The 25,795-nt window shown below is 65.2% G+C and carries 25 protein-coding genes; 19 read left to right on the top strand and 6 right to left on the bottom strand.

The features are described from left to right. Positions 1-139: 139 nt before the first annotated feature. The gene (gene miaB, locus IE075_RS06125) at positions 140-1,546 is read right to left on the bottom strand and encodes a tRNA (N6-isopentenyl adenosine(37)-C2)-methylthiotransferase MiaB (protein ID WP_189454270.1); all 1,407 of its coding nucleotides are present in this window, start codon (positions 1,544-1,546) and stop codon (positions 140-142) included. Between the two features lie 140 nt (positions 1,547-1,686). Here miaB and IE075_RS06120 point away from each other — a divergent pair, with 140 nt between their 5' ends. From IE075_RS06120 to IE075_RS06095, 6 genes are all read left to right on the top strand, one after another. After that, positions 1,687-2,610 carry a lytic transglycosylase domain-containing protein gene (locus IE075_RS06120; RefSeq protein ID WP_189454268.1) on the top strand — a complete coding sequence of 308 codons (924 nt, stop codon included), beginning with the start codon at positions 1,687-1,689 and terminating at the stop codon, positions 2,608-2,610. 132 nt (positions 2,611-2,742) lie between these two features. Continuing rightward, positions 2,743-3,366, top strand: a complete 624-nt coding sequence (gene petA, locus IE075_RS06115; RefSeq protein ID WP_189454266.1) for a ubiquinol-cytochrome c reductase iron-sulfur subunit — start codon at positions 2,743-2,745, stop codon at positions 3,364-3,366. A 3-nt stretch (positions 3,367-3,369) separates the two neighbouring features. Further along, the gene (locus tag IE075_RS06110) at positions 3,370-4,659 is read left to right on the top strand and encodes a cytochrome b (RefSeq protein WP_189454264.1); all 1,290 of its coding nucleotides are present in this window, start codon (positions 3,370-3,372) and stop codon (positions 4,657-4,659) included. 13 nt (positions 4,660-4,672) lie between these two features. Then, positions 4,673-5,416 carry a cytochrome c1 gene (locus tag IE075_RS06105; RefSeq protein ID WP_189454852.1) on the top strand — a complete coding sequence of 248 codons (744 nt, stop codon included), beginning with the start codon at positions 4,673-4,675 and terminating at the stop codon, positions 5,414-5,416. A gap of 161 nt (positions 5,417-5,577) precedes the next feature. Continuing rightward, positions 5,578-6,213, top strand: a complete 636-nt coding sequence (locus IE075_RS06100) for a glutathione S-transferase N-terminal domain-containing protein (RefSeq protein WP_189454262.1) — start codon at positions 5,578-5,580, stop codon at positions 6,211-6,213. Between the two features lie 31 nt (positions 6,214-6,244). Beyond that, positions 6,245-6,712: a ClpXP protease specificity-enhancing factor gene (locus tag IE075_RS06095; RefSeq protein ID WP_189454260.1), complete on the top strand. Its 468-nt coding sequence runs from the start codon at positions 6,245-6,247 to the stop codon at positions 6,710-6,712. 107 nt (positions 6,713-6,819) lie between these two features. Here IE075_RS06095 and IE075_RS06090 read toward each other — a convergent pair whose 3' ends face one another. Beyond that, positions 6,820-7,143 (bottom strand): DUF3301 domain-containing protein, encoded by a 324-nt coding sequence (locus IE075_RS06090; RefSeq protein WP_189454258.1) that lies wholly within the window; start codon positions 7,141-7,143, stop codon positions 6,820-6,822. A 73-nt stretch (positions 7,144-7,216) separates the two neighbouring features. On the opposite strand from IE075_RS06090, the gene IE075_RS06085 reads away from it, so the two are divergent. Then, a complete protein-coding gene (locus IE075_RS06085) occupies positions 7,217-8,008 on the top strand; it encodes an FHA domain-containing protein (protein WP_189454256.1) in 792 nt (263 codons plus the stop codon). 13 nt (positions 8,009-8,021) lie between these two features. On the opposite strand, the gene nadC is transcribed toward IE075_RS06085, so the two are convergent. Both nadC and IE075_RS06075 read right to left on the bottom strand, forming a co-directional pair. Further along, positions 8,022-8,888, bottom strand: a complete 867-nt coding sequence (gene nadC, locus IE075_RS06080; RefSeq protein ID WP_189454254.1) for a carboxylating nicotinate-nucleotide diphosphorylase — start codon at positions 8,886-8,888, stop codon at positions 8,022-8,024. Beyond that, positions 8,885-9,154, bottom strand: a complete 270-nt coding sequence (locus IE075_RS06075) for a Trm112 family protein (protein ID WP_189454252.1) — start codon at positions 9,152-9,154, stop codon at positions 8,885-8,887. Before IE075_RS06075 ends, nadC begins: the two co-directional genes overlap by 4 nt. 57 nt (positions 9,155-9,211) lie before the next feature. On the opposite strand from IE075_RS06075, the gene purE reads away from it, so the two are divergent. Both purE and IE075_RS06065 read left to right on the top strand, forming a co-directional pair. Then, positions 9,212-9,724 carry a 5-(carboxyamino)imidazole ribonucleotide mutase gene (purE, locus tag IE075_RS06070; protein WP_189454250.1) on the top strand — a complete coding sequence of 171 codons (513 nt, stop codon included), beginning with the start codon at positions 9,212-9,214 and terminating at the stop codon, positions 9,722-9,724. After that, entirely contained in the window at positions 9,721-10,863 is a 1,143-nt protein-coding gene (locus IE075_RS06065; protein ID WP_189454248.1) for a 5-(carboxyamino)imidazole ribonucleotide synthase, read from the top strand. Before purE ends, IE075_RS06065 begins: the two co-directional genes overlap by 4 nt. 190 nt (positions 10,864-11,053) lie before the next feature. Here IE075_RS06065 and IE075_RS06060 read toward each other — a convergent pair whose 3' ends face one another. Next, complete coding sequence (locus tag IE075_RS06060) at positions 11,054-11,632, bottom strand: superoxide dismutase (protein ID WP_189454246.1); 579 nt, start codon at positions 11,630-11,632, stop codon at positions 11,054-11,056. A 139-nt stretch (positions 11,633-11,771) separates the two neighbouring features. Between IE075_RS06060 and grxD the strand changes: the two genes are divergently transcribed. From grxD to ppnN, 5 genes are all read left to right on the top strand, one after another. After that, positions 11,772-12,095, top strand: a complete 324-nt coding sequence (gene grxD / locus IE075_RS06055) for a Grx4 family monothiol glutaredoxin (protein ID WP_189454244.1) — start codon at positions 11,772-11,774, stop codon at positions 12,093-12,095. Positions 12,096-12,109: 14 nt separating this feature from the next. Continuing rightward, positions 12,110-12,841, top strand: coding sequence for an SDR family NAD(P)-dependent oxidoreductase (locus IE075_RS06050; RefSeq protein WP_189454851.1), 732 nt, complete (start codon positions 12,110-12,112; stop codon positions 12,839-12,841). Positions 12,842-12,892: 51 nt separating this feature from the next. Continuing rightward, positions 12,893-13,489: a YhgN family NAAT transporter gene (locus IE075_RS06045; protein ID WP_189454242.1), complete on the top strand. Its 597-nt coding sequence runs from the start codon at positions 12,893-12,895 to the stop codon at positions 13,487-13,489. Between the two features lie 172 nt (positions 13,490-13,661). Further along, complete coding sequence (locus tag IE075_RS06040; RefSeq protein WP_425489341.1) at positions 13,662-16,958, top strand: TonB-dependent receptor; 3,297 nt, start codon at positions 13,662-13,664, stop codon at positions 16,956-16,958. Positions 16,959-17,072: 114 nt separating this feature from the next. Continuing rightward, the gene (gene ppnN, locus IE075_RS06035; RefSeq protein WP_189454240.1) at positions 17,073-18,488 is read left to right on the top strand and encodes a nucleotide 5'-monophosphate nucleosidase PpnN; all 1,416 of its coding nucleotides are present in this window, start codon (positions 17,073-17,075) and stop codon (positions 18,486-18,488) included. Here ppnN and IE075_RS06030 read toward each other — a convergent pair. After that, positions 18,462-19,454: a sensor histidine kinase gene (locus IE075_RS06030; RefSeq protein ID WP_189454238.1), complete on the bottom strand. Its 993-nt coding sequence runs from the start codon at positions 19,452-19,454 to the stop codon at positions 18,462-18,464. The two genes, ppnN and IE075_RS06030, sit on opposite strands and share 27 nt — an antisense overlap. A 257-nt stretch (positions 19,455-19,711) precedes the next feature. On the opposite strand from IE075_RS06030, the gene IE075_RS06025 reads away from it, so the two are divergent. The 5 genes from IE075_RS06025 to IE075_RS06005 are packed head-to-tail and all read left to right on the top strand — an operon-like array spanning position 19,712 to position 25,792. Then, positions 19,712-20,311 (top strand): GspH/FimT family pseudopilin, encoded by a 600-nt coding sequence (locus tag IE075_RS06025; protein WP_229792338.1) that lies wholly within the window; start codon positions 19,712-19,714, stop codon positions 20,309-20,311. A 10-nt stretch (positions 20,312-20,321) separates the two neighbouring features. Then, positions 20,322-20,777 (top strand): type IV pilus modification protein PilV, encoded by a 456-nt coding sequence (gene pilV / locus IE075_RS06020; protein ID WP_189454234.1) that lies wholly within the window; start codon positions 20,322-20,324, stop codon positions 20,775-20,777. Next, positions 20,774-21,769, top strand: coding sequence for a PilW family protein (locus IE075_RS06015; RefSeq protein ID WP_189454232.1), 996 nt, complete (start codon positions 20,774-20,776; stop codon positions 21,767-21,769). The genes pilV and IE075_RS06015 overlap by 4 nt, the downstream gene beginning before the upstream one ends. After that, positions 21,766-22,296, top strand: a complete 531-nt coding sequence (locus IE075_RS06010) for a pilus assembly PilX family protein (protein ID WP_189454229.1) — start codon at positions 21,766-21,768, stop codon at positions 22,294-22,296. The genes IE075_RS06015 and IE075_RS06010 overlap by 4 nt, the downstream gene beginning before the upstream one ends. A 10-nt stretch (positions 22,297-22,306) precedes the next feature. Continuing rightward, the gene (locus tag IE075_RS06005; RefSeq protein ID WP_189454228.1) at positions 22,307-25,792 is read left to right on the top strand and encodes a pilus assembly protein; all 3,486 of its coding nucleotides are present in this window, start codon (positions 22,307-22,309) and stop codon (positions 25,790-25,792) included. Positions 25,793-25,795: the final 3 nt, after the last annotated feature.

Raw genomic sequence — 25,795 nt, 5'->3', positions numbered from 1 at the left:
TCGCGAAGCGCATGCGTCGGTCCGCAACTGTCCGACGCCCACGGTGCCCGGGCGCTCCGGCGCCGGCCGGCGTGCTTGCCGGCCGTCGTGATGCAGTGACTCCGATGCCGGCGCCCTGCGCCACGGGTCGGGCGGGGGATCAGCCGGCCGTATCGTCCGTGCCGACCACGCGCCCGCGCAACGAGTTGCTCATCGCCTCGGTGATCATGATCTCGACGAACTGACCGCGGAGGCGCGGATGCCCGGGGAAGTTCACCGAGCGCATGTTCTCGGTCTTGCCGGTGAGCTCGTTCGGATCCTTCCTCGACGGGCCTTCCACCAGCACCGTCTGCACGCTGCCGACCATCGTTTCGGAGATGCGTCGCGCATTCGCGTTGATCGTCGCTTGCAGCCGCGCGAGGCGCGCGTGCTTTTCCTCGCTCGACACCGTGTCTTCGAGGTCGGCCGCCGGCGTGCCCGGCCGACGCGAGTAGATGAACGAGAACGACTGGTCGAAGCCGACGTCCTCGATCAGCTTCATCGTTTTCTCGAAGTCCGCCTCGGTTTCGCCTGGGAAACCGACGATGAAATCCGAGCTGATCGAAATGTCCGGTCGCACCGCGCGGAGCTTGCGGATCTTCTGCTTGAACTCCAACGCCGTGTAGCCGCGCTTCATCGCCGAGAGGATACGGTCCGAGCCCGCCTGCACCGGAAGGTGCAGGTAGTTCGCAAGCTGCGGCACGTCGCGGTATGCCTCGACGAGCGAGTCCGAGAACTCGAGCGGGTGCGAGGTCGTGAACCGGATACGACCCACGCCTTCGATCTGCGCGATCGTGCGGATCAGCAGGCCGAGGTCGGCCACTTCGCCATCGCCGTACGGCCCACGGTAGGCGTTGACGTTCTGCCCGAGCAGGTTGATCTCGCGCACGTCCTGGGCCGCCAGCTGCGCGACTTCGACGAGCACGTCTTCGAACGGCCGGCTCACTTCCTCGCCGCGCGTGTAGGGCACCACGCAGAAGCTGCAGTACTTGCTGCAGCCTTCCATGATCGACACGAACGCGCTCGGCCCTTCCGCGCGCGGCTCGGGCAGGCGGTCGAACTTCTCGATCTCGGGGAAGCTGATGTCGACCTGCGGGACGCCGGTTTCGCGTCGGGCGCGAATCAATTCGGGCAGGCGATGCAGCGTCTGCGGGCCGAACACCAGGTCCACGTACGGCGCGCGCTTGACGATCGCCTCGCCCTCCTGGCTCGCCACGCAGCCGCCCACGCCGATGATCACCGGCCGGCCGCCCTGCTTGTGCTGCTTCCAGCGACCGAGCTGGCTGAATACCTTTTCCTGGGCCTTTTCGCGGATTGAGCAGGTGTTGACTAGGATGACGTCGGCCTCTTCGGCCTTCGTCGTCAATTCCAGGCCGTCGCTCGCTGCGAGCACGTCGGCCATCTTCGCCGAGTCGTACTCGTTCATCTGGCACCCGTGGGTCTCGATGAACAGCTTGCGCGTCGCCGCGGGCGGGGAAGGTTCGGCCTGGGCAGGCGCCGCGGGCAGGAGGTCGAGTTCGATCGTCATGTTGGGTCCGGGAGGGGCGGCGGTTAATCCGCGCCGGAAAGGCCGTCATGGTAACGCCGGCGCCGCTGCGAACGGTCCCGTTTGGCGATTCTGCGACGGATGTCTTGGCAAGTACCGGTCAAATGGGGAGACTCGCCGCCATGAAGGGGAGATTCACGACGCTTGCACTCGCCTGCCTGCTCGGCAGCACGCCCGCATTGGCTGGCACCGTGTACCGCTGCGATGCGGAAGACGGCAGCCGCAGCTATGTGAGCAAGCGCGTCGCGGGCGCCCACTGCACCGCGGTCGGGCAGTACCGCCCTGAGCGCGGTACGCGGCCGGCGGCGCCCCTGCCGGCTGCGCCCGCCGTCGGCGCTGTGACGGCTCAGGCCGCGGTGGCGGGCTCTCCCGCGTCTGGCACGTTGACGGCCCCGGCCGCGGGTGCGGGTGGGGCGACGCCGGGCACCGTACTGGCCAGTGCGCCCGCGCGCAGCGGCGGTTCGCGCCTGGTGCAGGGCGAGGTCTACTCGTACATGCAGGACGGCGTCCGCCACTACTCGAGCAAGCGACCCAAGAACCTCGCGCACGCGTCCGCAGTGCGGACGATCCGTTACAGCTTCATGGAGACCTGCTACGCCTGCTCCGCGCGTCCGGGCGTCAATTTCGGGAAGGTCCGCCTCAATACCGACGCCTTCCGTGACGAGATCGCGGCCGCAGCGGCGCAGTTTGGCGTCGACGAGGCCGTCGTCCGCGCGATCATCCATGCCGAGTCGGCCTACAACCCGAACGCGCTGTCGCGCGTCGGCGCGCAGGGCCTGATGCAGCTGATGCCGGCGACTGCCCGGCGTTTCGGTGTCTCCAACCCGTTCGACGCCGCGCAGAACATCCGCGGCGGTGTGCAGTACCTCGCTTGGCTGCTCAAGCGCTTCAACGGCGACCTGACGCTCGCAGCCGCCGGCTACAACGCCGGCGAAGGGGCCGTCGACAAGTACAAGGGCGTGCCGCCCTACAGCGAGACACAGCGCTACGTGGTCCGCGTGGCGCAACTTGCCGAACGTTACCGCTCGACGCCTGTCGTGCGCTGACGATCGACGTGATCCGCCTGCTCGCGGATTGTCGGCCCCTTAACCCTTCCGTTACACTCTCCCGCCTTTGAGCCGCGCTGTCGCCTGGGCGGCTGCGTCGTATCGTTGCTACAGAGCTTTGCGGAGTGCCGGATGGCCAACCAAGGGATCAACGATCCTAGCAACCAACCCGTGAATGCCGGTCGCCGACGCTTTCTCACCGCGACCACCGCGGTCGTGGGCGCGGTCGGCGCGGGTTTTGTCGCGGTTCCGTTCATCAAGTCCTGGAATCCCAGCGCGCGAGCGAAGCTGGCAGGCGCACCGGTGATTGCCGACATCAGCGCGCTAGGCGAAGGCCAGCGCCTGGTTTTCGAATGGCGCGGACAGCCAATCTGGGTCGTGCGTCGTTCGGCTGCCGTGCTCAAGGCACTGCCGACGCTCAACGACCAGCTCCGCGATCCGGATTCGCAGAATCCCGACCAGCAGCCGCAGTACGCCGCCAATGCCGGACGTTCGCTCAAGCCCGAGATCTCGGTGCTCGTCGGGCTGTGCACGCACTTGGGTTGCGCACCGGAAATGAAGGCGGAAATTCGCCCCGAGCCCTTCGATCCGAACTGGAAGGGTGGGTACTTCTGCCCCTGCCACAAGTCGAAGTTCGACATGGCCGGACGCGTCTACGAAGGCGTTCCCGCTCCGACCAATCTGGTCGTGCCGCCGCACCACTACGAGAACGACACGACGCTCGTGATCGGTGTTGACCCCCAGGGAGCCGCGTAAGCCATGGCCACTGCGAACGACAAGCGTCAGGCGCCGAACGACGCCGCGACCGGGCTCATCAACGGCGTGCTCAACTGGGTGCACGACCGCGCACCGGGCGTGTTGCCGGCGTACAAGAAGCACATGTCGGAGTACTTCGCTCCGAAGAACTTCAACGTCTGGTACTACTTCGGCTCGCTCGCGATGCTGGTGCTCGTCAACCAGATCGTGACCGGCATCTTCCTCACGATGCACTTCAAGCCGAGCGCCGCGGAGGCATTCGCGTCGGTCGAGTACATCATGCGCGACGTGGAGTGGGGCTGGCTGATCCGGTACATGCACAGCACCGGCGCCTCGCTGTTTTTCATCGTCGTCTACCTGCACATGTTCCGCGGCCTGATGTACGGCTCGTACCAGAAGCCGCGCGAACTCGTGTGGGTCCTCGGCATGCTCATCTACCTCGTGCTGATGGCCGAGGCGTTCATGGGCTACGTGCTGCCGTGGGGCCAGATGTCGTTCTGGGGTGCGAAGGTCATCATCTCGCTGTTCGGCGCGATCCCGGTCATCGGCAACGGCCTGACCGAATGGATCATGGGCGACTATCTGCCCGGTGACGCGACTCTCGGCCGCTTCTTCGCGCTGCACGTCATCGCGCTGCCGCTCGTGCTGCTGCTGCTCGTCGTGCTGCACTTGGGTGCGCTGCATGAAGTCGGGTCCAACAATCCCGACGGCGTGGACATCAAGTACGGTCCGAAGGGCAATCGCTGGTCGCCGACGGCGCCGACGGATGGCATCCCGTTCCATCCGTACTACACGATGAAGGACCTGTTCGGCGTCGGCTTCTTCCTGACCCTGGCTGCGTTCATCATCTTCTTCACCCCGGCGTTTGGCGGCTGGTTCCTCGAGCACGACAACTTCACCGAGGCCAACCGCCTCGTGACGCCCGAGCACATCAAGCCGGTCTGGTACTACACGCCGTACTACGCGATGCTCCGCGTGATTCCGAACAAGCTCGGCGGTGTCATCGTCATGTTCGCTGCAATCGCGATCCTGTTCGCGGTGCCGTGGCTCGACAAGTCGAAGGTGCGCTCGCACCGTTACCGCGGTCCGATCACCAAGGCAATGCTGGCGCTGCTCGTGGTCAGCTTCGTGTGGCTCGGCAAGATCGGCGCCGGCCCGGGCACGGACCCGGTGGAAACGATCATCGGCCGCGTGCTGACGTTCCTCTACTTCGCCTTCTTCATCACCATGCCGTTCTGGACCCGGATCGACCGGACCAAGCCGGTCCCGGAGCGGGTGACGACGCATGACTGACAAAGCCTTCCCGATGCGCGCATTGCACAAGATCGCCACCGTTGTCGCAGGTCTGCTGGTCTCGGCGTCTGCGTTCGCCGCTTCCTCCGGCGTCGAGCTGGAGCAGGCCGGCGTGGCCCTCGGCGATCGCGCCTCGCTGCAGCGCGGCGCCCAGGCGTACATGAACTACTGCTCGGGCTGCCATTCGCTGAAGTACCTGCGATACTCGCGGATGGCCGAGGACCTCGGCCTGAGCGAAGACGAGGTCATGGAGAACCTCAACTTCACCGGCGCGAAGTTCGGCGAGCAGATCCATGTCTCGATGAACGAAGAAGATGCGACGCGCTGGTTCGGCAAGATGCCGCCGGACCTGAGCCTGATCTCTCGGGTGCGGGGGAGCGATTGGGTGTACACCTACCTCAAGTCGTTCTACCTCGACGAGTCGCGCCCGCTGGGCTGGAACAACACGCTGTACCCAAACGTGTCGATGCCTAACCCGCTTTGGCAGCAGCAGGGTTCGCAGCGTGCCGAGTACGGCGCTGCCGATCCCGCAACGGGCGAGCGTCAGGTCGTCGACCTCAAGGTTATGCAGGCCGGCACGCTTCCCAACGCCGAGTTCAACCAGCTCGTGCGCGATATCACCGCATTTCTCGAGTACGCCGGCGAGCCCGCCGCGCTCAAGCGCCAGAGCCTCGGCGTTTGGGTCGTGCTGTTCCTGGCGATGTTCACGTTCCTCGCCTGGCTCCTGAAGAAGGAATACTGGCGCGACGTGCACTGACCGGCTCGCGTTGCACGGGCGCCTTCGGGCGCCCGTGTGCGGTCCGCGTGGCAGATGCTGCGCGGCCTCCACGCGGGTCACAGCTCGGGCCGTGACGACCGATCGCAGCGTGCGTTCGGCGTCGAAGACCGGCGGATTCCGGTTCTGCCAGCGAGGTCGATATGGCGGCGAGCCTGCGTATGCGTAATGCCCTGACCCTGTTCTCTTCCACCGACTGCGTCCTGTGTCATCGGGTGCGGTTGGTGCTGGCCGCCAAAGGCGTGAGCTACGACTTGGCGCCGGTCGATCCGCAGAACCCGCCTGAAGACCTCATCGACCTCAACCCGTACCACTCGGTCCCCACGCTCGTCGAGCGCGACCTGGTGCTCTACGCCGCGAGCGTTGTCAGCGAATACCTCGACGAGCGCTACCCGCATCCGCCTCTGATGCCGGTCGACCCGCTTTCGCGTGCCCGCCTGCGGCTGGCGACGCTGCGCCTCGAGCACGACTGGGTGCCGCAGGTGCAGGCGATCCAGCTCGGCAACAAGGCGCAGGCCGAGGCCGGGCGCAAGCGGCTCAAAGAGCTGCTCACCGCGTCGGTGCCGCTGTTCAAGGCCTACAAGTTCTTCCTCAACCCCGAGATGAGCCTGGCCGACTGCGCGATGGCCCCGATCATCTGGCGCCTGCCGGCGCTCGGCGTGGCGTTGCCGAAGGACGGCAAGGCGATCGAGGACTACGGCAATCGCATCTTCCGGAACCCCGGGTTTGCACGAAGCCTGACCGAGCAGGAGCGCAAGCTGCGCGAACTGCCGGCCTGACCGGCCGCGCACCGACAGCTACACTGCGGCCATGACCGAGTCGATGCCAATGACGAGCCACCGCCCGTACCTGCTGCGGGCGCTGTACGAATGGATTGCCGACAACGGGATGACGCCGCATCTGCTTGTCGATGCATCGCGCGCCGGCGTGCAGGTGCCGATGCAGTCGGTGAAGGACGACCGTGTCGTGCTGAATATCGCTGAGCGCGCGGTCTCCCATCTGGAGATGGGCAACGACGCGATCAGCTTCAGCGCCCGGTTCGGCGGCGTGAGCCATCCCGTCTCGGTCCCTGTCTCCGCCGTGCTCGCGATCTACGCGCGTGAAACCGGGCAGGGCATGGCGCTGCCGGACGACGGACTGCCCACCGAGGAGCAGGAGCCCGACACGGAGGAGCCCGTCGTGACCCTTGCGGCCGTGCCCACCGACCCGGAGGGTGACGACGACGGCCCGGACCGCCCGTCCCCGCGTCGTTCAGGGCACCTGCGCGTCGTCAAGTAACGGCATCCCGACGCGCTGCGCTCCCGTGATGGTGGCAGCCACGTGAGCTCCGTCGCGCGCGGGTCACGGCTGCTCTCGCGGCGACGTCTCACTCCAGACCCGACCGCTTAACGCAGTTGCGCGACGTGGGCGCTGACGGGCCCCGTGAACGACACCAGCCGGCCGTCGCGCAGTACGAGCCGCCCCGACTGTCGGTCGTCACCGCGGTGCGAGTAGTCGAAACGGAACGTCCGCTCGAGCCCCAGCCAGCCGTTGTCGCGGCGGCACAGCCGGACGCGGATCTCGTGCACGCTCTGATCGAGCCATTGAACGCCCGCGGCGCGACAGGCGTCGCGCCCGAGCGCCTCCGCGCGTTCGGCGGCGGCGCGGCCGGCGCTCCAGAACCCGAAGGCTGCAGCGCCGAGAATCATCAGTAGAACTAGCGTCGGCATGTCCGGTAAGGTGGCGGCGCGCGGCGTCGGCCGCAAGAGTCAATCGTAATCGCACGATCCACGAGGGGTCCGCATGAAACTGGTGTTTCCCGGAGGCGAGCACCCGCAGGTGCTGCTGGGCGAGGGTGTGAATCGCATCGGTTCGGACCCCAACGCGAACATCGTGCTCGATCGCCCCGGCGTGATGCCCCAGCACTGCCAACTGCATGTCACCGCGAGCGGCGTCACCCTCGAGGTGCCGCCCGGCGCCTCGGTCAGTGTGAACGGCCGGCCTGTGGCGGGGATCATCGCGCTGCGTCGCGGGGACACGGTCGCGTTCGACAATGTGCAGGCCAGGCTTGCGTCGGTCGAAGCCGTCAGCGCGGTGGCCTCCCGCATCGGCAGCGCCGCGGTGGCCATGAATGACGGCGCCGGCGTGACCGCCGTGCACGCGGCCCTGCCGCGCTACGTGCTGCGCACGGTCTCGGGCGCGGGGTTTGGCCGCAGCCACCCATTGGCGAACACGACCGTAGTGGGGCGGGCCCCCGAGTGCACGTTGCGCCTCGACGAGTCGGGAATCTCGCGCATGCATGCGCGGTTGTTGCCCACCGCCGAGGGCGTGCAGCTCGAGGACCTCGGTTCCACGAACGGCAGCTTCATCAACGGCAAGCGCGTGCTCTTCGGTGAGGCGCGGGTCGGCGACGAGCTCATGTTCGACACGCTTCGCTTCCGCCTCGCCGCCGTGTCGGCGGGCGAGTCGATCCTGTCGGACGCGGCAAACGAGGGCACGCCGCGGCGTCGGCCCTCCCGGCGCCAGACGATCGCGGCGGCCGGGGTGCTGGTCGCAGCGGCCGCGGTGTTCCTGCTGGCGCGCGCGTTCGCGTAGTGCTCGGCGCCGCTCAGTGCGGCGCAGGCCCGAGCTTGAGCGAAAGATCGATGGCGCGGACGTGCTTGGTCAGTCCGCCGATCGAGATGCAGTCGACGCCGTCCTCCGCGATCGCGCGAACGGTGTCGAGGTCGACCCCGCCGGACACCTCCAGCGGAATGCGCCCGTTCGCAACGCGCACTGCTTCACGGCGCGTCGCGGCATCGAAATCGTCGATCAGGATGCGGTCGCAGCTTTCGGCCAGCGCGTCTTCGAGTTCCGCAAGCGTTTCCACCTCGACGATCAGCGGCAGCGAGGGTTGCGTCGCACGCGCGGCGCGAATCGCGTCGCGGATCGAGCCGGCTGCGCGTACGTGGTTTTCCTTGAGCATGACCGCGTCGAACAGGCCAATCCGGTGGTTCGTGCCGCCGCCGACCCGCACCGCGTATTTCTGCGCGTGACGCAGCCCCGGAATCGTCTTGCGGGTGTCGAGGATGCGCGCGCGCGTTCCGCGCACGGCATTAACGTACGCGGCGGTCGCGGTCGCGGTTGCCGACAGTGTCTGCATGAAGTTGAGCGACGCGCGCTCGGCCGTTACGAGAGAGCGAGCGCGACCGCGCAGCGTGGCGAGCACGGTGCGGGGCGCGACGCGATCGCCCTCGCCGACGTGCCAGTCGATCTTGACGTCCGGATCCAGCGCGCGGTGGCAGGCCTCGAACCACGGCCGACCGCAGACGATCGCGTCTTCCTTGCACAGCAGGTAGGCATCGTCGTCCGTGTCCGGCAACAGCGCTGCCGTGACGTCGCCGTCGCCGACATCCTCCGCGAGTGCACGAGCGACATCGGCCGCGACGACCTCCGGGTCCGGTGGCGTCACCGCGTCGCTGAGTCGCGTGCTCATGGGGCCGGAAAGTCCGCAACCTGGGCGGTTGCGATGCCGTCCTCGACGAGCAACACCGGGATGCCGTCGTCGACGCGGTACACGCGCTTGCGATCACGGGTGACCAGCGCTTCGCGCAACGGCTCCTGTTGCGGGGAGCCGTCACCGCGCACCACGTCGCCATGGGCGATCGCCGTGTTGAGGCTTTGAAGGCCCCGGGTGTCGAGCGGCAACAGCGGTTGCCGCGAAGCGGGGCAGACGAGCAGGTCGAGCAGTTTGCGGTCCATGGGCAAGCGCGGCGGGGACGAGGCGCTAGAATACGGCTTTGCCTCGGGGCAGGACCAATGTCAGTTCCGCAACCGGCTTCGCCGGCGCCGCTGGTCGGCATCGTGATGGGTTCACGCTCCGACTGGGAGACTATGCAGCACGCCGCCACCCGCCTCGAGGCGCTGGGCGTGCCGCACGAAGTGCGGGTCGTATCCGCGCATCGCACGCCCGACGTGCTGTTCGAATATGCTGCCTCGGCCGCATCGCGCGGCTTGCGCGCGATCATTGCCGGCGCGGGCGGTGCAGCGCACCTGCCCGGCATGCTCGCAGCGAAGACCGCCGTGCCGGTGCTCGGCGTGCCCGTGCAGAGCCGGGCGTTGAACGGTCTCGACTCATTGCTTTCCATCGTGCAGATGCCGGCCGGTATCCCCGTAGCGACGTTCGCGATCGGCCAGGCCGGTGCCGCCAACGCTGCGCTGTTTGCCGCGGCGATGCTGGCCGCGGAACAGCCCGCCATCGGCGCCGCGCTCGATGCCTTCCGTGCACGGCAGACCGAAGACGTCTGCGCGAACGACGACCCGCGTCGATGACCACGGTCGGGATTCTCGGCGGCGGCCAACTTGCACGCATGCTCGCACTGTCGGGCGCACCGCTTGGCTTGCGCTTTCTGGTGATGGACACGGCCGCTGACGCATGCGCGAGCCAGTTCGCGCCGATGATCGTCGGTGACTACCGCGATGAGCAGGCGCTGGGCGAGTTTGCATCCAAGGTCGACGTGGCGACATTCGATTTTGAAAATGTCCCCGCGGAGTCGGCCCGTTGGCTCGCCGATCGCGTGCCGGTGTTTCCGAACCCACATGCGCTCGCGGTAGCCCAGGACCGTCTCGCGGAGAAGACCCTGTTCCGCGAGCTCGGCATTCCAGTGCCCGACTTCGCAGCAGTCGATTCCCGCGAGGATCTCGAGGCCGCCGTCGCGTCGATTGGCGCGCCCTGCATCCTCAAGACGCGTCGCCTCGGCTATGACGGCAAAGGCCAGTTCCGCCTGCGGACCGCCGGCGACGTCGACGCGGCATGGCGGGCCTTGGGCGCACAGGCATCGACGGTTGGTCTCATCCTTGAAGGCTTCGTCGCGTTCGAACGCGAGTTGTCCGTCGTCGGGGTCCGCACGCGTGACGGTGAGTTCCGCAGCTGGCCGGTGACCGAGAACTGGCACGTCGACGGGGTGTTGTCTGCGAGCCTTGCGCCCGCGGCGGTCGACAATGCGCTTGCCGAGCAGGCCTGCGACCACGCGCGCCGCCTCGCGCATGCGCTGGACTACGTCGGCGTGTTCGCGCTCGAGCTCTTCTGTCGCGTCGGCGTGCTGCTTGCGAATGAGCTTGCGCCGCGGGTGCACAACTCGGGGCACTGGACGATTGAGGGCAGCGAGACGAGCCAGTTCCAGAACCACCTTCGCGCCGTTCTCGGGCTGCCGCTGGGCGACACTCGGATGCTCGGCCACGCCTGCATGCTCAACTGGATCGGGCACATGCCTGAGGCTTCGGTGGTGCATGCGGAGCCCGGCGGCCATTGGCACGACTACGGCAAGCAGCCGCGGGATGGGCGCAAGGTCGGACACGCGACCCTGCGCGCGGATTCCACGGGCGCGCTCGCCGAGGCCCTCGCGCGAGTCGGCGCAGCCCTCGGCCGGGACTTGCAGGTTGCGCCGGTTATTGAGCGGCTGGGCGGCTGAAGCGGGATTGATCCCGCGGTGGCTGATGTGTGAATAGCACGCAGAGGCGCATAGGTCCTGCGACTTATTCGTCAGTAGGCGCTGCGCGTTCGCCGAAGGCCGTCGTCGCCGCGCATGTGGGCCTTTCAGTTGACTGAAACAACAACGGCCGGGTTTCCCCGGCCGTTAAGTCAACGCGAACGCGTCGGCATCACTTCATGCTCGACGCGACGAAGTTCCAGTTCACGACGTTCCAGAACGCTTCGACGAACTTCGGGCGCGCGTTGCGGTAGTCGATGTAGTACGCATGCTCCCACACGTCGCAGGTGAGCAGCGGCGTGTCCTCGCTCGTGAGCGGGGTGTTCGCGTTCGAGGTGCTCACCAGCGCGAGCGAGCCGTCCGGACGCTGCACCAGCCACGCCCAGCCGGAGCCGAAGGTCTTGATCGCGACGTCGGAGAACTGCTCCTTGAACGCCGCGAAGCTGCCGAACGCCGCGTTGATGCCGTCGGCGAGCTTGCCCGTGGGCTCACCGCCGCCGTCCGGCGACATGCAGTTCCAGAAGAACGTGTGGTTCCACACCTGCGCCGAGTTGTTGAAGACCGGGCCCTGCGAGTTGCGGATGATTTCCTCGAGCGAGCGATTCGCGTGCTCGGTGCCCTCGACGAGCTTGTTGAGGTTGTCGACGTAGGCCTTGTGATGCTTGCCGTAGTGGTAGTCGAGCGTTTCACCGGAGATGTGCGGCTCGAGGGCGGCGCGGTCGTAGGGCAGGGGCGGCAGTTCGAAAGCCATGGCGAGCTCCTTGGAGTGGCTGGCGAGGGGGAGGCCGGGCGCGAAGCGGCGCGGCGGGGGCTTACAATGCCGATTCTATCCCCACGTCCGCGTGCACGGCCTCTGCTGCCGTGCGACGGTCCTTTGCAGGAGTGTTGCCATGTCCGTGATCGAACGCATCCAGGCGGAGATCGAAGGCCATCCGATCGTGCTCTTCATGAAAGGCACGGCCCAGTTTCCGATGTGCGGCTTCTCGAGCCGCACCGTGCAGGCCCTCAAGGCCGCCGGCGCCTCCTCGCTGCACACGGTCAACGTGCTCGAAGACCCGGAAGTCCGCGCCAACCTGCCGCGCTTTTCGAACTGGCCGACGTTCCCGCAGCTGTTCCTGCAGGGCGAACTGATCGGCGGCTGCGACATCACGATGGAGCTGTTCGAGTCGGGCGAGCTCGCCCGGATGATCGGCGAAATCCAGCAACAGCAGTGACAGCACCCGACGCCATGGAGTCGAGCCGCCTGCTCGACGGCCGGGTCGTGCTCGTCACCGGCGCGCACGGGGGGCTCGGCGCGGCCGCGTCGGCTGCCTGCGCGCGTGCTGGCGCGACGGTCGTGCTGCTGGGCCGCAAGGTCGCGCGACTCAACCGCGTGTACGACGCCGTGGCCGCGGAAGGTACAGAGCCTTTGCTATACCCGCTGGATCTCGAAGGCGCGTCCGTTGACGACTACGCGGAGCTTGCCTCGCGCATCGAGGCGGAGCTCGGTCGCCTGAACGGCGTGCTGCACTGCGCGGCCGAGTTCCGCGGCCTGACGCCCCTGCTGCACACCGACCCGGCCGCGTTCGCGCGTGCGATTCACGTCAACCTGACAGCTCGTTGGTGGTTGAGCCAGGCGTGCCTGCCGCTGCTGATGAAATCGCCCGACGCGGCGCTGGTGTTCGTCGTCGACGCGCTCGAGCGCGTGGGCGGCGCGTACTGGGGCGGCTACGGCGTGGCGCAGCACGCGCTCGCGGGGCTCGTGGGCATGCTGCATGCCGAACTCGCGAACTCACCCATCCGCGTCAGCGGCCTCGAGCCCGGCCCGATGCGCACCGCGCTGCGTTCGCGTGCGTTTGTCGACGAGCACGACCGACGTGCGCGCGACGCGGCGGAATACGCCGAGCACTGCGTGCGGTTGCTGTCGCCGGCGGGCGTCGAGCATCGCGGCACGATCTGGCAGATTCGCCATGGCGCGTAATTCCGCCGGCTCGGCTGCGGGCCGGGTCGGGCCGCACCGGCAGGCGTCGCGATGACGATTGCGTCTGCTGCGCTGCTGCTGTTCCTGATCCTCGACCCGCTCGGCAACATCCCGATCTTCCTGAGCCTGCTCCGCGGCCTCTCGCCGGAGCGCCAGCGGATCATCATCGTGCGCGAGCTGCTGATCGCGCTGGGCGTTCTGATGCTGTTCCTCTGGGGTGGAAAGTACGCGCTCGAGCTCATGCATCTGCGTCAGGAGTCGGTGTCGATCGCCGGCGGCATCGTGCTGTTCCTGATCGGCATCCGCATGATCTTTCCACCGCCCGAGGGGCTCATGGGCGAGCTCCCCGAAGGCGAGCCCTTCATCGTGCCCATGGCGATCCCGCTCGTGGCTGGCCCGTCGGGAATGGCCGCCGTCATGCTGATGGGCAGCAAGGACCCGGGGCGGCTCGTCGACTGGAGTCTCGCGCTGCTGCTCGCATGGTGCGGCACCGCCGCGATCCTGTTTTTCGCGCCGGTGATCTACCGTTGGCTCGGCACGCGCGTGCTCACCGCGGTCGAGCGGCTCATGGGCATGCTGCTCGTCGCCATATCCGTTCAGATGTTCCTCGACGGGCTGCAGGCTTACTTGCGCCCGGCAGCCGCATAGCGCGCGCCTTCACGGTATCCTCACGAACATGTGACGCCGTAACCGGTCTGTCATACATCCGCTCTAGTATGTTAACTTCGTGTTAACCCCTGCCGCCGGCTTACCGGCGGCATTGTTTTGGCCGGCGATGGAACGCATCCGTCTCGCCCTTCTCGTCCTTGAGGCTCCTGTGATGACCCAATCCAACCGCGTCCGCATGTCCCGGCTCACGCTCGGACTGCTCGCCGCCCTTGCTACCGCACCTGCGTTTGCGCAGAGCACGTCCGCCGGCGTCGGCGGTGTCGTGACCGGAGCTGACGGACAGCCCGTCGTCAACGCTGAAGTGACCATCGTTCACACCGAGTCGGGCACGGTCAGCCGCGTGACGACCGACGAGAGCGGTCGCTACACCGCGCGCGGTCTGCGCGTGGGTGGTCCGTACACGATCACGATCAACAAGGCAGGGGCGGGCACCGCTTCAGAAGACGGCGTCTTCCTCAACCTCGACAAGGTCAACCAGGTCGACGTTGCGCTGAACAACAACGTGACGACGCTCGAGACGGTGCAGGCAATCGCGTACGGCTCCGAGGTGTTCAGCGCGAACAAGATGGGCACGGGCACCAACGTCACGCGCGAGCAGATCGAGGCATTCCCGTCCATCGAGCGCAACCTGCAGGACTACGCGCGCCTCGACCCGCGCGTGGTGCAGACCGACAAGTCGCGTAACGAGATCTCAGTCGGCGGCCAGAACCCGCGCTACAACGCGATTCGTGTCGACGGCATCAGCACGAACGACGCATTCGGTCTGGAGTCGAACGGACTGCCGACACCGAAGCAGCCGTTCTCGATGGATGCGATCCAGGAAATCTCGGTCGACGTCGCGAATTACGACACGACGATCTCCGGCGGCACCGGTGGCGTGATCAACGCAGTCACGAAGTCGGGCACGAACAGCTTCGGCGGCTCCGTCTACGGCCTCTACCGCGACAGCTCGATGGTGCGCGAGAACGAGGACGGCACCGACTACAACGGCTTCGAAGACGAAACCACTTACGGCGTGACGTTCGGCGGACCGTTGATCAAGGACAAGCTGTTCTTCTTCATCAACTATGAGAAGTTCGAGCAGGCGGCTGCCGGTCCGACCTCGGGCCCGATCGGCTCGGGTGCTACGAACATCGTCAACATCAGCCAGGCGCAGATCGATGAGGTCCGCCGCATCTCGCGTCTCTACGGTTTTGATCCGGGCGGCTTCGCCGTCAGCGGGGCGGACACGACGAGCGAAGAGTACGGCCTCAAGATCGACTGGAACATCACCGACTCGCACCGCGCGGCGTTCCGTTACGGCACGTCCGACCAGAGCGTCGCGGTGTTCCCGGGCTTCGGCACGCGCAGCATCGCGCTTGAGTCGTACGCTTATCAGCGCGATTACGAGTTCGATACGTACAGCGCGCAGCTGTTCAGTGACTGGACCGAGAATTTCTCGACCGAAGCAAAGGTGTCGTTCCGCGAGTACTCGGCGGTTCGCACGCCCAACTCGAACCTGCCTGCGATTTCGGTAGCGGTTCCGACTGGCCCGAACTCCGATGCCACGATCAACTTCGGCACTGAGCAGAATACCCACGCAAACGTACTCGCGACGGACACGCTTAACGCGTTCTTCGCCGCCAACTGGTACGTCGGCGACCACACGGTGAAGTTTGGCTTCGATTACGAGGACAACGACATCTACAATCTGTTCGGCCGCAACACGAACGGCGTCTACAGCTTTGACAGCCTGAACGCGTTCGACCCGGCGCGAAACGCCGGGGAGACCGCGGCAGGCGCCCGTCCGCGCTCGTACCGGTTGTTCTATCCGGCAGCGGGTGACCTGGACAGCATGGCCGCGATCTGGGGTTTGAAGAACCTCGGCGTGTTTGTGCAGGACACGTGGGCCGTGAACCCGAACCTCACACTCACCTTCGGTTTCCGCTACGACCGTCCCTCGGTAGGCAGCGAGCCGCAGTTCAATCAGGCGGCGTTCAACGCGTTCGGTTTTGACAACAGCTCGACGATCGATGGCAATGACCTGATCCAGCCGCGCTTCGGCTTCAATTACACCTTCGACACCGAGCGTCCGACGCAGCTGCGCGGCGGCGTGGGCCTGTTCCAGGGTGCGTCGGCAAACGTATGGCTGTCGAACCCGTTCACGAACACGGGTTTCGGATACATCGACTACAACCTCTCGACCGGCTTTGCGGCGACCGCGCCGTGCCGCGCGACCGCGCTCGGCTGCTTCTCGGCTGATCCAAGCGCGCAGATCGGGCTGATCCCGCCCGGCGCGCGCACGGGCACGCAGTCCGTCGACTTCGTTGACCCGGAGCTCGGGCAGCCGTCGGTCTGGAAAGCGAACCTTGCGTTCGACCATGAGCTGCCGTGGTGGGGCGTCGTCGCTGGCGCCGAACTGGTGCTGACGTCGGTCAAGCAGGGCATCTACTACCAGCACCTCAATCTCGGTGCGCCGACGGGCGTCGGTCAGGACGGCCGCGCGATCTTCTGGGACCTCGCAGGTCGCAACCCGGCCAACTGGAACCAGTTCGGCGCGCAGCCGTCGGGCGCGCGTGGCACGAGCCGCGCGAACGCGAACCCGAGCTTCACGGACGCGATCATCGCGCGCCCGACGAACAAGGGGGAGTCGCAGCAGCTCACGCTCTCGTTGACCAAGCCGTTCAACGACAGCGACTGGAACTGGACGGTGGCGTACACGTACACGAACGCGACCGAGGTCAGCCCGCTGACCAGCTCGACGTCCGGCTCGCAATGGGGCAACAACTCCACGTTTAATCCGAACGAGGAAGTCTCGGCCCGGTCGAACTATGAGATCGAGAACCGCTTCACGGCAGCGGTTGCTTGGAAGCATGCGTTCTTCGGCGATTACAACACCACTGCGTCGATGTTCTACGAAGGCCGCAACGGTCGTCCGTACAGCTATGTGTTCGACAACGACGCGAACGGCGACGGCCGCTTCGGCAACGATCTCCTGTACATCCCGCGTGGCCCTGGTGACGTGGTGTTCGTCAATGCAACTGAACAGGCCGGCTTCTGGGACTTCGTCAATAACGACGAGTACCTGAGCCAGAATCTCGGCCGCGTTGCCGAGCGCAACGGTGCGCGTTCGACGTGGGTCAACCAGTTCGACGTCCGCATTTCGCAGGAACTGCCGGGCTTCATGGAAGGCCACAAGTCGGAGCTCTGGCTCGACATCCTCAATGTCGGCAATCTGATCGACAAGGATTGGGGGCAGATCGAAGAAGTGGGCTTCCCGTTCGGTCGTGGCGTGGTGGAATACGGCGGTATCTGTGGACAGGGCCCGGCGGCATCGCAGCCGGCGGCCTGTGCCGGCAATGCTGGCAAGTACGTCTACCGCTACAACACGCCGGACAGCCTCAACATCTACGACGACCGTGCGATCTCGCGCTGGTCTTTGCAGGTGGGCTTCCGCTACAAGTTCTGATTTCCGGATCGGGACGAAATCGGGAAACGGCCGGGGCTCGCCCCGGCCGTTTTCTTTTGTGCACACGGCTGCGCTAGAGTCGTAGAACTCATAAGACAACAAGCAAGCACAAGAATGACCGGCAAGATCGAATCACGACTTCCCACCGTCGACGCGCGCATCTATCCGCGTGGCGGACTTGACGTTCTATCCCGCACCGAGGTCGCGCGCCTGCGCGATGCCTCCGTGGGCGGCATGCACGAACTGCTGCGACGCTGCGCGCTGGCCGTACTCACAAGCGGCAGTGCATCGGACGACCCGCGTGCGGCGCGCGAGCTCTATCCCGATTTCGACATCCAGGTGCTCCAGCACGATCGCGGCCTGCTAATCGACCTGTGCAACGCACCCGCCATGGCCTTCGTGGACGGCGAGATCATCCGCGGTGTCGCCGAACTGCTGTTCGCCGTCGTGCGCGATCTCGCGTACACCGCGATCGAGACGGACGAGAACTGCACGACCGATCTCGAGCCCAGCGAGGCCATCACCGACGCGGTGTTCGGCCTGCTGCGCAACGCGCGCATCCTGCAGCCGAACGAGCCGAACCTCGTGGTCTGCTGGGGCGGCCATTCAATCAATCGCGACGAGTACATGTACACGAAGCAGGTCGGCTACGAGCTCGGCTTGCGCGGGCTCGATATCTGCACGGGTTGCGGCCCAGGCGCGATGAAGGGGCCGATGAAAGGCGCCACGATTGCCCATGCGAAGCAGCGCAAGCGCAGCATGCGGTACATCGGCATCACCGAGCCCGGCATCATCGCGGCCGAATCGCCCAACCCGATCGTCAACCACCTGGTGATCATGCCGGACATCGAAAAGCGCCTCGAGGCGTTCGTCCGTGTCAGCCACGGCATCATCGTGTTCCCGGGCGGCGTCGGCACGGCCGAGGAGATCCTTTACCTGCTCGGGCTGCTGCTGCAGGAAGAGAATCGCGACCTGCCGTTCCCGCTGATCTTGACGGGCCCGACGGCGTCGGCGCCGTACTTCGAACAAATCGACCGCTTTCTCCGACTGACGCTCGGCGAGGCGGCGACGTCGCGCTACGAGATCATCGTCGGCGATCCGGCTGCAGTCGCCAAGCGCATGGCGGCCGGTATCCGTAAGGTCCGCGAGCATCGCATCGTCCAGAAGGACTCGTTCTTCTTCAATTGGTCGATTCGCATTCCGCTCGAATTCCAGCAGCCGTTCGTACCCACGCACGAGGCGATGGCATCGCTCGACCTGCACCACGGTCGGCAGCCACACGAACTGGCCGCGGACCTACGCCGTGCGTTCTCGGGCATCGTCGCGGGCAACGTCAAGGAAGACGGTATCCGCCGGATCGAGGCGCATGGCCCGTTCCTGATCCACGGCGACACGGACATGATGGAAGCGCTCGATGCGCTCCTGCGCTCGTTCGTCGAGCAGCGCCGCATGAAAATCGCCGGCGATTATCGCCCGTGCTATCAGGTGGTCACGGACCGCGCGCTAGACGCGGCGGCGACGGTCAGCTGACGCAGGTCGTCGCGGCAGGCGCACTGTCGCGACCCAGTGCTCCCCCTTCCGACCGGTCTGGACGCTCCCGCGTCCGCCGGTTAGCGCCTCTATGCGCGCCTGCGACGCGTTGAGGCCCACGCCGTGACTCAGGGGGGGCGCCGCATCGGAAAAGACGAGTGGATTTCGGATTCGCACCACGACGTGCTCCGCCGTCGTGGTCAGCGCGATTTCCACACGACCGCCGTGCGGCACCCGTTCGACCCCGTGGCGGATCGCGTTCTCCACAAGGGGCTGGATCGACAACGCGGGTACCTGGACAGCGGGGATCGAGCCCGGCACGTCCCATTCGACCCGCAGCCGGTCGCCGAAGCGAAGCTGCTCGATCTCAAGGTAGCGACGCACCAGCGACAGCTCGTCTTCGAGCGATATGTCGCGCGGACCGGCGAGCGCCGCTCGGAAAAGGTCAGCGAGGTCGAGAAGCAGGCGCTCGGCTTCCCCCGGCCGGCTGTGCACGAGAGCCGCGCCCGTGTTGAGCGTGTTGAACAGGAAGTGCGGACGGATGCGGGCCTGCAGGGCTTCGAGCTCCGCTTGCTGTGCTCGCATCGCAAGCTGTCTCGCGCGCCAGTAGTTCTGAAATGCCGCGAGTCCTAGCAGCCCCACCGCAGTGGCGATTCCTGTCGCCTGCCAGAACAGCTCCGTAGGGGTGGAGCCTTCTCCGGCGTCAATATCTGGCGCTATCAAGTGCGCGGCTACGACTACCAGCCAAGTGTTTATTAGGAGCAGTGCAATCGCGATTCGCGCGACCCCCATGGGTCTGGACGCGCCGAAAAGCCCTCGCAGCAGAAAAAGCTCTCCAAGTGTGAGCAGCGTCACCCATTGAATCGCAAGTGAGGTCAGTCCAAAAAGCACCCAGCGGTCCATCACCACACTTGGCGCGAGGGCCAGAACAATCGCGAGGCCCTCGCCGGCGATGAGCACCCACATAATCGCGTGTGGATGCCAAAGCGATTCAAGCGGATTGGAAGCGTGCGGGACGTCACGTATCGATTTCACTGACGTGCTCTCTCGAGTCTGCCCCGGTAACAATTGGACCCGTTGGTGCTGCGAAGCCGGCCGTTCATCGGTCCGCCCATGGCATGAGATGAAAGGCTGACATAGGGTGCAGCATGCAGGCAATGTGCGTTAGGGCAATGGGGGCGGCTACGATGCGAAGTGCACAACGGCCTGGCCGCGGGCGGGCGGTGTCCAGCGGATTCACGCTCGTCGAGCTGATGGTGACAATTGCGGTCTTGGCGATCCTGTTAACCCTCGGGGTGCCGAGCTTCCAGGCCGTCATCAATAGCAATCGACTTGCCAGCGGCGCGAACGAATTTGTGGCTGCACTGCAGCACGCGCGCATGGAAGCGATGCGTCGAAACTCAAGGGTCGTGGTGTGCCGCTCCGCAGATCAGACGAACTGCTCGGACGGAACCGATTGGACGTCGTGGGTGGTCTTCGTTGACCGAGATCGCGACGGTACGCCCGACACCGCATCCGGCTCTACACCGTCCGAGGTACTACGCGTCGGCTCGCTGCCTTCGCCGCTCGTAGCGAAAGTAAGCAGCAACGTCGTGTCTAGCCGGATCTTCTTCCGGCCGGACGGCCGCGCCTACAAGTCGGGAAGCGCCACGACGATGACCGACGAGCTGCTGAGGGCGACGGTGGGCGTGTGCATCAGCGGCGCGAAACAGCCGCAGAAGAACCAGCGCGAGATTCAGATCATGTCGGGCAGCCGGATCTCCACGGCGAAGACGGGCGACGGCACCGGCACCTGCCTGGCGCTGGCGAACCCGAGCAGCTGACGAGACAGTCATGACACGTCAACGAAACTCCCATTCTTCTCCCCGCCAACTGCAGCGTGGCGCCGGCCTCCTCGAGGTGCTCATCGCCGTGTTGATCATGGCGATCGGCCTGCTCGGAATCGCAGCGCTACAGGCCGCCGCGCTTCGTAACAGCCAGAGCGCCGCCGAACGCGGGCAAGCCGTGGTGCAGACGCACACGATCCTCGATTCCATGCGAGCGAACCGCGCCGCTGCGCTCGCCGGCTCTTACAACATCGCCTTGACTGGCACGGCACCCACTGCGTCCTCGCGCATCACGCGCGACCAGGCGAACTGGATCACGCAATTAAAGCTTGCGATGGGCAACTCGGCTCAGGGGGCAATCAGCTGCACAACCGCCCTTTGCACTATCACAATCCAGTGGGACGACAGCCGAGGCTCGGCCGGATCGTCGACCGAACAGCTCGTGACCGAGACACGTCTATGACCATTCGTATATACCGCAAGCCGATGGGTCCGCGCTACACGCGGGGCCTAAGCCTCGTGGAGTTGATGGTTTCGCTCGTAGTAGGTCTGCTCGTCGTCGCTGGAGCGCTCAGCGTGTTCGACTCGAACCGCCAGACGTACGTGGCCACCGAAAGCCTTGGGCGCGTGCAGGAGAACGCACGTGTCGCATTCGAGTTAATGGCGCGGGACATCCGGGAGGCCGGAGGGAATCCGTGTAGCCGCAATCTGCCGGTCGCCAATGTGATGGTGAACCCGGCCTCGCGTTGGTATACCAATTTTGCAGACGGCATACGCGGCGCCGAGGGTGCGTTCACCTTGGACAACCCGTCCAACCGCGTGAGCGGCACGGACGCCATTGAGCTGATGTACGGCGTTCATACCGGGGCGACGGTGGTGGGCCATAACCCCACGGCTGCCAGCTTCTCGGTCAACACCACCGAACATGGCTTCGTGGCCGAAGATCTAATGATGGTCTGCGATTACCGTCAGGTGGCGTTGTTCCAGATGACGGGGCCGACTGCCACCAATGAAACGGTTGTGCACAACAACGGCACCGCGTCCATCCAGAACTGCTCCAAGGGACTCGGTTTCGCTGTGCCGATGTCGTGCACGACCAACGGTACGCCCTATGCCTACGGGCCCAACTCCATGCTCACGAAGCTGCGTGCCGTGCGCTGGTATGTCGGGACGAAGGGCGGGGCGCGGGTGCTCTATCAGGACGTGATCCGAAATACTGGCACGCTCCAGGTCGTATCCGAAGAAGTCGCAACCGGCGTGACGGATATGCAGATCACGTACCTGCTCAACGGAGCCGCGAGCTACGTTGACGCGACGGCCGTGGGGGCGAACTGGAGGAACGTCATCGCCGCCCGACTGGAGCTGTCGTTAGCAGGCGAAGAGCGCGTCTCGGAAGGACAAGTCATTAACCGAAAGCTCGTCCACGTGGTCGCGCTGCGGAACCGCAATCTATGAATCGCTCTCCGACATTCCATATGCCGTCCCGCGAGCGCGGTGCCGCGTTGGTGGTAGTGCTGATCCTGCTCCTGGTAATGACCCTGCTCGGCCTTGCGAGCCTGCGCGGCACGATGCTGGAAGAGCGGATGAGCGGCAGTTTGTACGACCGCAACCTCAGCTTCCAAGCTGCGGAGGCTGCGCTGCGCGAGGCGGAAGCGCGCATCGCTACCGGCGGGCTGACGTTCCCCACGAGCGCAACTTGCAGCGACGGCCTTTGCGGCACCCCTACTGCCACCGCCACGGAGCGTTGGAAGGACACTGCGTTCGACGGGTGGAAGGCGGCGAGCGCGACGCTTCAGCGGACTGCCACGCCTCAGTACTTCATCGAGTTCATGGGGATAGCGCCGACGTGGCCCGGCTGCGACCAGTTGCCCGAAGGCGAACGTCATCCCCACTGCCTGAAGCCCCGTTATCGCGTTACCGCCCGTAGCACTGCGGTCGATCGTGCAGCGGTCCTGCTGCAAACCACCTATGCCGGCCCGTGAGGCGCTCGACATGATCCGCTCGAACATTCCTAATCGATCCAGTGCGCCAGCCCGCACCTCGTGGGCGTTCGTCGCCGCCTTTGTCGCGACGGTCCTCGGCTTGCCCGTGCACGCGAACGTTTCGATCCCGAAGGTGCCGCTGCAGTCGGGCGTCGCGGTGCCGCCGAACATCATGTTCATTCTTGATGACTCGGGCTCGATGCAGAGCGAGATCATGCCGGACGAGGTCGCATACAACGTCTCTTATTATCGAGCGGCCGACGGTACCTGGACGACATACCAATCGCCCGCGTTGTCCATCGGGTTCGTCTACATTCGCCCAGATTTCCCGTACGGCGCTACCGACACGGGTCAATACAACAATTTTGTCGCGGATCCTTCGGACGAATTCGGGCGCATCGCTCGTTCCTCGCATTTCAATAAGCTGTACTACAACCCTGCGATTACGTACGTCCCGTGGGCGAAGTCGGACGGCTCCCTGTATGCAAACGCATCTCCGACCTGTGCGCCCCATAATCCGGAGAACACGGGCGTCGGATGCAGAAACCTGACCGTCGCCGTAAGCAATCAGAGCGGCAACTGGCAGCGAAACAGCGTCGACACAACGTGCCAAACCAGCGCTTGCATTGTGGAAAATGGCACCCGCTCGTACTACCCGGCGACGTACTACACGTACAACGGGACAAATGCGGCGGGAGCAGTGGACTGGAACGGCGCTAATTACACTGAACGTCGTATCCTGTCGACGACCGCGAGCTATACCGGTGAAGGTCGGGGCGCCCGTAAGGACTGTACGCAGGGTGCTTGCACGTATGCGCAGGAAATACAGAATTTCGCTAACTGGTACACGTACTATCGGTCGCGCATTCTCGCGGCTCGCGCCGGTATCGGCCGCGCTTTCTCGCAGCTTCCGCCGAGCAGCGAAGCGAGCCCGGCCCCTCGAGTCGGTTTTGCCGCAATCAATAAAGCGGCCGGCCCGGTCGATGGGGTGAGCAGCGCGACAGTAATTCGCGGCGTGCGTGAGTTCTCGGGCACGGATCGGCAGAACTTCTTCACCAGCCTCTACACCCACACGATCCCCCGCGCAGGTACCCCCCTTCGTCGTGCGCTTGATGACGTGGGTCTCTACTTTTCACGCCCCGACAATACCGGTCCCTGGTCAAAGACTCCGGGCACGACCAATACCGCCGCCCATTTGTCATGCCGCCAGAACTATTCAATCCTTATGACGGATGGTTACTGGAACGGAGATGCCGCTTCAGGGGGCGCTGCTGAAGATACTGACAGCGCAGGTATGTCGGCGCCAATCACGGGCCCAGCAGGCAGTGGGTTGAGCTACCAGATGGCCGCAAAGACGGAGCCATTTTCGGATGACCGTGCCGATACGCTGGCCGACGTCGCGATGCATTTCTGGAAGCGGGATCTCCGCACGGATCTTCGAAACAACGTGCCGGCGAAAGAACCCAACGTCGCGTTCTGGCAGCACATGGTCACGTATGGCGTCGGCTTGGGCGTGACGGGTAACGTCATTCCGGATGTGGCATTCGCCGCTATCAGAACGATGGCCGACGTTGCATGGGCTAACCCGCACACGACTAATCCGGGCAAGATCGATGATCTGCTGCATGCGGCCGTTAATTCGCGCGGAGGCTTCTTTAATGCTTCGAATCCGGATGCATTTGCGGCCGGTTTGAGGGACGTGTTGATATCGATCGGCCAGGACACGGCGTCCGGGTCGAGCGTTGTTACGAACAGTGCGTCGTCGAAGGACGCAGACCGCGTTTATCAGGCGAGTTATCTGGAGGGGCGCTGGGCCGGCGAGCTGGCGGCCTATCCGATTACCAATGGCGTGATCGGCGGCACGCCTGTTTGGGAGGCATCTAAGAAATTTCCGGCTGACTACACGACGCGGAAGATATTTACGTGGTCGGGTACGTCGGGCGTTGCTTTTCCAACGTTGAGCCAGACGACAGCGCTTACTGCCGACGTCGCCGCCTACGTCCGCGGCGACCGGTCGAACGAGAAAAGCAATGGCGGCGCTCTGCGAACCCGTGTCCACTTGCTGGGCGACATCGTCAATTCGTCACCTGTGTACGTGAAGGACCTGGATACCGTATTCGTGGGGGCCAACGATGGCATGTTGCATGCGTTTGCTACGGGCGGGGACGCCAGCGCGCAAGGCGCCGAACGGTTCGCCTACGTTCCTCGGGGCATCGATCTCGCGGCGCTGAAGGCGTACGCCCAGCCTGAGTACGGACACGAGTACTTTGTGGACGGGCCGATTGTCGTTTCATCGACGCAGCAGACGCCCAACAAGCGCATCCTCGTGGGGACGTTAGGGCGTGGTGGGCGGGGTCTTTTCGCACTAGACGTGACGGCCCCTGGCTCGTTCGCGGCGAACAAAGTGCTCTGGGATATTGCGGACACGGCCGGTCTCGGAAACGTGATCTCGCGACCGGTCATTGCGAAGCTCAACAATGGCGTCACCGGTCTGATCGTCGCGAACGGGCCGAACAGCGACACGCATCGCGCTCAGCTGTTCATTTTCAACCTCGAGACAGGGGCGTTGATTGCCCAGCTCGACACCAAAGTAGGGTCGTCGACGACGCCGAACGGGCTCTCGCAACCGAATGGTTGGGACGTCAACGGCGACCAGGCGGTTGACTTCGTCTATGCAGGCGACTTGCGTGGAAATCTCTGGAAGTTCGACATTAGCAATTCGAATACCGGGCAGTGGGGCCCGGCATACGGAAATTCAAACTCCCCGAGTCCGATGTTCGTCGCGAAGGGCCCCGGCGGCACCCTGCAGCCGATCACTGGTGGCGTGACGGTCGCAATCGACCCGACGACGTACAAGCGCTGGGTGTTCTTCGGGACGGGCCGCTACCTGACGACGTCCGACCTGACCGACAAGAGCGTGCAAAGCTGGTATGGCCTGATGGATGACGGTTCAATGATCGGCGATCACCGCGGTGCGAACTCGCCGATCACCAAGCGCAACATCAACGTGCAGAACTCAACGGATTCGGAGCGCGCGACGCAACGCGCGTTTGAGCCGACCACGCCGCTTCCGGCCGATACGCGCGGTTGGTTCATCGACCTGCTGACGCCGCCGAATGCGACCGCGGAAGGCGAACGCATGATTGGCGCTCAGATCGTCGACGGGACCATGCTGGTGACCACGAGCGTCATTCCAAGCGGCGACGAGTGCCTCGACGGCGGCACCGGTTACATCAATGCGGTGGGCGCGTTTACCGGGACGGCGGGCGATTCGCCGTACTTCGATGTGGACGGCGACGGCACCTATGAGACGCTGACCTCCGGCGGTAAGGAAACCGGCATCGGGTCGGTCGCAACTCCTGGCATGCCGGGCGATCTCGCAATGCTCGACGACAGCGTCGTCGTAGGTGACCACACGACCAAGATCACCAAGCCGAAGAAGCCTTCGTCCGTACTCCTCGGGCGGGTGTCTTGGCGCGAAATCCTTCTGGACTGACCG

The organism is Cognatilysobacter bugurensis (genome assembly GCF_014652095.1).
Classification (GTDB): domain Bacteria; phylum Pseudomonadota; class Gammaproteobacteria; order Xanthomonadales; family Xanthomonadaceae; genus Cognatilysobacter; species Cognatilysobacter bugurensis.
The sequence above is the reverse complement of the archived record's forward strand: the minus strand, read 5'-3'. Positions and strand labels throughout refer to the sequence as shown.

Coding starts and splice junctions, on each gene's coding strand:
- miaB (WP_189454270.1), bottom strand. CDS start 1,546: ATGACGATCGAACTCGACCTCCTGCCCGCGGCGCCTGCCCAGGCCGAA.
- IE075_RS06120 (WP_189454268.1), top strand. CDS start 1,687: ATGAAGGGGAGATTCACGACGCTTGCACTCGCCTGCCTGCTCGGCAGC.
- petA (WP_189454266.1), top strand. CDS start 2,743: ATGGCCAACCAAGGGATCAACGATCCTAGCAACCAACCCGTGAATGCC.
- IE075_RS06110 (WP_189454264.1), top strand. CDS start 3,370: ATGGCCACTGCGAACGACAAGCGTCAGGCGCCGAACGACGCCGCGACC.
- IE075_RS06105 (WP_189454852.1), top strand. CDS start 4,673: ATGCGCGCATTGCACAAGATCGCCACCGTTGTCGCAGGTCTGCTGGTC.
- IE075_RS06100 (WP_189454262.1), top strand. CDS start 5,578: ATGGCGGCGAGCCTGCGTATGCGTAATGCCCTGACCCTGTTCTCTTCC.
- IE075_RS06095 (WP_189454260.1), top strand. CDS start 6,245: ATGACCGAGTCGATGCCAATGACGAGCCACCGCCCGTACCTGCTGCGG.
- IE075_RS06090 (WP_189454258.1), bottom strand. CDS start 7,143: ATGCCGACGCTAGTTCTACTGATGATTCTCGGCGCTGCAGCCTTCGGG.
- IE075_RS06085 (WP_189454256.1), top strand. CDS start 7,217: ATGAAACTGGTGTTTCCCGGAGGCGAGCACCCGCAGGTGCTGCTGGGC.
- nadC (WP_189454254.1), bottom strand. CDS start 8,888: ATGAGCACGCGACTCAGCGACGCGGTGACGCCACCGGACCCGGAGGTC.
- IE075_RS06075 (WP_189454252.1), bottom strand. CDS start 9,154: ATGGACCGCAAACTGCTCGACCTGCTCGTCTGCCCCGCTTCGCGGCAA.
- purE (WP_189454250.1), top strand. CDS start 9,212: ATGTCAGTTCCGCAACCGGCTTCGCCGGCGCCGCTGGTCGGCATCGTG.
- IE075_RS06065 (WP_189454248.1), top strand. CDS start 9,721: ATGACCACGGTCGGGATTCTCGGCGGCGGCCAACTTGCACGCATGCTC.
- IE075_RS06060 (WP_189454246.1), bottom strand. CDS start 11,632: ATGGCTTTCGAACTGCCGCCCCTGCCCTACGACCGCGCCGCCCTCGAG.
- grxD (WP_189454244.1), top strand. CDS start 11,772: ATGTCCGTGATCGAACGCATCCAGGCGGAGATCGAAGGCCATCCGATC.
- IE075_RS06050 (WP_189454851.1), top strand. CDS start 12,110: ATGGAGTCGAGCCGCCTGCTCGACGGCCGGGTCGTGCTCGTCACCGGC.
- IE075_RS06045 (WP_189454242.1), top strand. CDS start 12,893: ATGACGATTGCGTCTGCTGCGCTGCTGCTGTTCCTGATCCTCGACCCG.
- IE075_RS06040 (WP_425489341.1), top strand. CDS start 13,662: ATGACCCAATCCAACCGCGTCCGCATGTCCCGGCTCACGCTCGGACTG.
- ppnN (WP_189454240.1), top strand. CDS start 17,073: ATGACCGGCAAGATCGAATCACGACTTCCCACCGTCGACGCGCGCATC.
- IE075_RS06030 (WP_189454238.1), bottom strand. CDS start 19,454: ATGTGGGTGCTCATCGCCGGCGAGGGCCTCGCGATTGTTCTGGCCCTC.
- pilV (WP_189454234.1), top strand. CDS start 20,322: ATGACACGTCAACGAAACTCCCATTCTTCTCCCCGCCAACTGCAGCGT.
- IE075_RS06015 (WP_189454232.1), top strand. CDS start 20,774: ATGACCATTCGTATATACCGCAAGCCGATGGGTCCGCGCTACACGCGG.
- IE075_RS06010 (WP_189454229.1), top strand. CDS start 21,766: ATGAATCGCTCTCCGACATTCCATATGCCGTCCCGCGAGCGCGGTGCC.
- IE075_RS06005 (WP_189454228.1), top strand. CDS start 22,307: ATGATCCGCTCGAACATTCCTAATCGATCCAGTGCGCCAGCCCGCACC.